This is a genomic window from Roseomonas aerilata DSM 19363 (genome assembly GCF_000711725.1).
Classification (GTDB): Bacteria; Pseudomonadota; Alphaproteobacteria; order Acetobacterales; family Acetobacteraceae; genus Roseomonas; species Roseomonas aerilata.
The window spans coordinates 1-3,434 of record NZ_JONP01000111.1 but is presented as its reverse complement, the minus strand read 5'-3'; the positions used below and the strand labels follow the sequence as shown (position 1 = coordinate 3,434).

The 3,434-nt window shown below is 66.0% G+C and carries 2 protein-coding genes; one reads left to right on the top strand and one right to left on the bottom strand.

Annotated elements, in window-relative coordinates:
* Positions 1–2,343: PAS domain S-box protein (locus tag BO39_RS30765; RefSeq protein WP_052403026.1), on the bottom strand; the 2,343-nt coding region annotated here is incomplete at its 3' end.
* A gap of 553 nt (positions 2,344–2,896) precedes the next feature.
* On the opposite strand from BO39_RS30765, the gene BO39_RS29080 reads away from it, so the two are divergent.
* On the top strand, positions 2,897–3,100 hold the full coding sequence (locus tag BO39_RS29080) for a cold-shock protein (protein WP_043840353.1): 204 nt from the start codon (positions 2,897–2,899) through the stop codon (positions 3,098–3,100).
* The last annotated feature ends 334 nt before the right edge of the window (positions 3,101–3,434 follow it).

The following is a 3,434-nucleotide window of genomic DNA, read 5'->3' as shown; positions in this document are numbered from 1 at the left end:
CGCCTCGGCCACCTGCCGGCCGTTCATCCCGTTCGGCAGTCCAACGTCAGTGACCAGCAAGTCCGGCTGCGTGGAAGAGGCCAGCACCCTGAGCGCCTCCGGCCCGTCCCTCGCCTCGAGCACCGTGTAACCCAACTCACGTAGCCGATCGGCCACCGGGCGCCGCGCAGCATTCTCGTCATCAACCAGCAGGACCGTTGCTGCCTGACCGGTCCTCTCCGGTGCCGGGGCCGCGGCCGGCTCATCGGCCGCCTGCAGGTGCCTGTGCAGCGGCAGGAGCAGGCGGACTGTGGTGCCCTGCCCGAGAGTGCTCTCGATCCGCATCAGCCCGCCGGACTGCCGCACGAAGCCGTAGACCTGGCTCAGCCCCAGTCCGGTGCCCTGGCCCTGCGGCTTGGTCGTGAAGAACGGCTCCAGGACGCGCTCCAGCAGCTCGGGAGGGATGCCGGCGCCGCCATCCCTGACCGAGATCACCACGTATTCGCCGGGCACAGGGTCGTCGCTGCGCCGCAGGTCCTCCTTTGTGAGAGACACTTCATCCGTGCCGATCGCCAGCCGTCCGCCCTCAGGCATGGCGTCGCGCGCGTTGATGCAGAGGTTCAGCAGCGCGTTCTCCAACTCGTTGGCGTCGCATTGGACCATGCCGGCGCCGTCACGCAGGCGCAGCTCCACCGCGATCCCCGGCCCTACTGTCCTGTGGATCAGATCGGCCATTCCGGCGACCAGCCCGTCCGCGTCCACCGGCTTGGTCTCGAGGCGCTGGCGCCGCGCGAAGGCCAGCAGGCGCCGGGTCAACCCTGCCGCGCGCTCTACCGCGCCTTGAGCGGCGTCCAGGTAGCGTACTGCCCGGTCAGCATTGCCTTGACCGATCTGGCGGCGCGCCATGCCGACGCTGCCGCTGACACCCTGGAGCATGTTGTTGAAGTCGTGCGCAATGCCGCCCGTGAGCTGCCCGACCGCCTCCATCTTCTGCGCCTGGCGGAGACTCTCCTCGGCAACCATCAACTCCGCCGTTCGCGCGGCGACGAGCGCGCCCAACTCGTCACGGCCGCGCGCCAGCACCTCGCGGGCCTGGACCTGGTCCTCGATGTCCGTCGACGCGCCAACCCATTCGATGATCCGGCCACCCTCGTCACGCACGGGTACGGCACGGGTCTGGAAACAGACGTACCTGCCTGGGCCGGCATGGTGGATGCGGTAGTCAGCCTGGAACAGGCCGGTCAGGTCTGCCTTGGCCCAGGCATCGCTCGCCGCTTGGCGGTCCTCGGGGTGGAGCGCCTCAAGCCAGCCCCAGCCCAGGCTTACCTCGGCCGGCAGGCCGGTATAGGTGACCCACTGCGGCCCGGCCCAGGTCCACTCACCGCCCCCCGCCGAGCGCCAGATCAGCTGCGGCAGTGCCTCGATCAACGCGCGCTGGCGTCGCTCACTCTCGCGCAGCTGCTCCTCGGCCCTGCGGCGCTCCGTGACATCCTGGCCAATCTTGAGGAAGCCGAGCAAGGTGCCGTCCGGGTCACGCAGAGCCCGGGTGAACCCCTCGATAAAGACCCGCCTGCCGTCCTTGCGAATGTGCCAGCGAACATCCGGCGCAGCACCTTCCCGGCGGGCCGTCTCCGCCTCCCACTTGTCCTGACGGCTCTCCCGGTCCTCGGGCGTGAAGATAATGGCGCTGGGCTGTCCGACCGCCTCCGCGGCTGTCCAGCCGAAGACAGCCTCGGCTCCAGGCAGCCAGTCGGTGATCCGGTCCTGCGGGTCGATGAGGAGAATGGCGTAGTCGAGAGCGGCCTCCACGGTGAGGCGGAAGCGCTCCTCGGTGGAGCGCAGGGCGCGCGCGATGAGCAGACGGTCAATCACCGGACCCAGAATGCTGGTGTAGGTGCGAAGGAACTGCACGTCGTCGTCGCCAAAGTGACGCGGCTCGGTGTCATCAACCTCGAGCAGCCCATAGGCCCGTCCGCCAGGCAGGAAGATCGGCACGTTAACCAGGGCGACCACCCCAGCGGCCTTCATAAAGGGCGGGACGCCAAAGCGGCCCTCCTTGCTAATGTCTTGGGTGATCACCGGCGCGCCAGCCTTGATCGCGAAGGTCTCGGAGGAGTGCTCCGCCATGGGCAGGCGCATATGCCCGATGATACCGGCATCCCAACCCACGCCAGCCCTGACCAGGAGTTGCTGCCCGGCGTGCTGAATTTCCAGAACCTTGGCCCGTGCGGTTCCGAGTGCTTCACCCACGAGGCGGCAGGCTTCGGTCAGGATCTTGTCGAGGTCTTGGGAACGAAGGGCGAGTTCACCGAAGTCAGCGAGGGCTTGCTGCCGTTTCATCGTCCCGGCGTGGTCAGCCATCATAGTTCCCGTTCTGGGTGCGCCCCTCCTGGCGGCAGGGAGCCGCAACGTCCTATGAGGCGCCCCGTAGTAGAACCAACGCCGAACGGCTGAGCTGGCTGCCCCGACCGACCCCGAAGAACGCACCCGCGAGAGAGGGAACAGCGCCGCGGCGGACGTGTTTAGCCGCTCTGCAACGTCCGCGATCTCGCAGCTTCGGCCAGCGTCTGCCGGGTAACCTGGACGGGACACGACGTCTCTTGACTCAGGGGGCGGTGGCGATGCTGAGAACGCCGCTTGGCGCACATCCGGGCGACGCCGGGGACGATTCTAGGCGCCTCGCCCAAGGCCAAGGCAGGCGGCGGCGATCTCACAGCAGGCCGTGTCATGGCGTCGCTGTTCGAAAACACCCTTGCCGAGTTGAGGACCAATTTCCACATAGAACCTGTCAGGTTCGTTGTGTCGGTGTGCTTCCCAAGTCCATTCATCTGGGCTCGGGTTTGTTTCCGTCTCAAAGTGAAGATGACCCTGTGTGCAATGTTGCACACTGGTTTTCTGTTTTGATTGGAAGCAAATCATGGCCACAGGCACCGTTAAGTGGTTCAACGCGACCAAGGGCTACGGCTTCATTCAGCCCGACGACGGCTCCAAGGACGTCTTCCTGCATATCTCTGACGTTCAGCGTGCTGGTCTGGACGTCCGTGAGGGCGACAAGCTCGCGTACGATGTGCAGAGCGGTCAGCAGGGCAAGTCCTCGGCCGGCAATCTGCGCCAAGCCTGAGGGCCGAGCGGCCGTATACGCCGCTCCTAGATCATCTTTGTAGCGCAGGTGCTGCGATGGGCTTTGAGCCCCGGCCGGAGAAATCCAGCCGGGGCTCTTTTACGTTTGCTGACTGCCTCTTCGCCGGCTTTATGAAGACGGGATCAGCGGGTTGCCCGCCAAGTCCTCGGCCAAGCTCGAGATCAGTGCGTCTTCTCTCGACATCGGCTCACCGGTCCTCGTGAACTGCACCAGAGTCATCGCCACCGTGGCCTTAGAGGCTGTTTCCACTACTACCTTGAGTTGAGGAACCCCGTTCCGGCGGTCTGCTGACCATCACCCTACCTCTGCAGCT

Coding starts and splice junctions, on each gene's coding strand:
- BO39_RS29080 (WP_043840353.1), top strand. CDS start 2,897: ATGGCCACAGGCACCGTTAAGTGGTTCAACGCGACCAAGGGCTACGGC.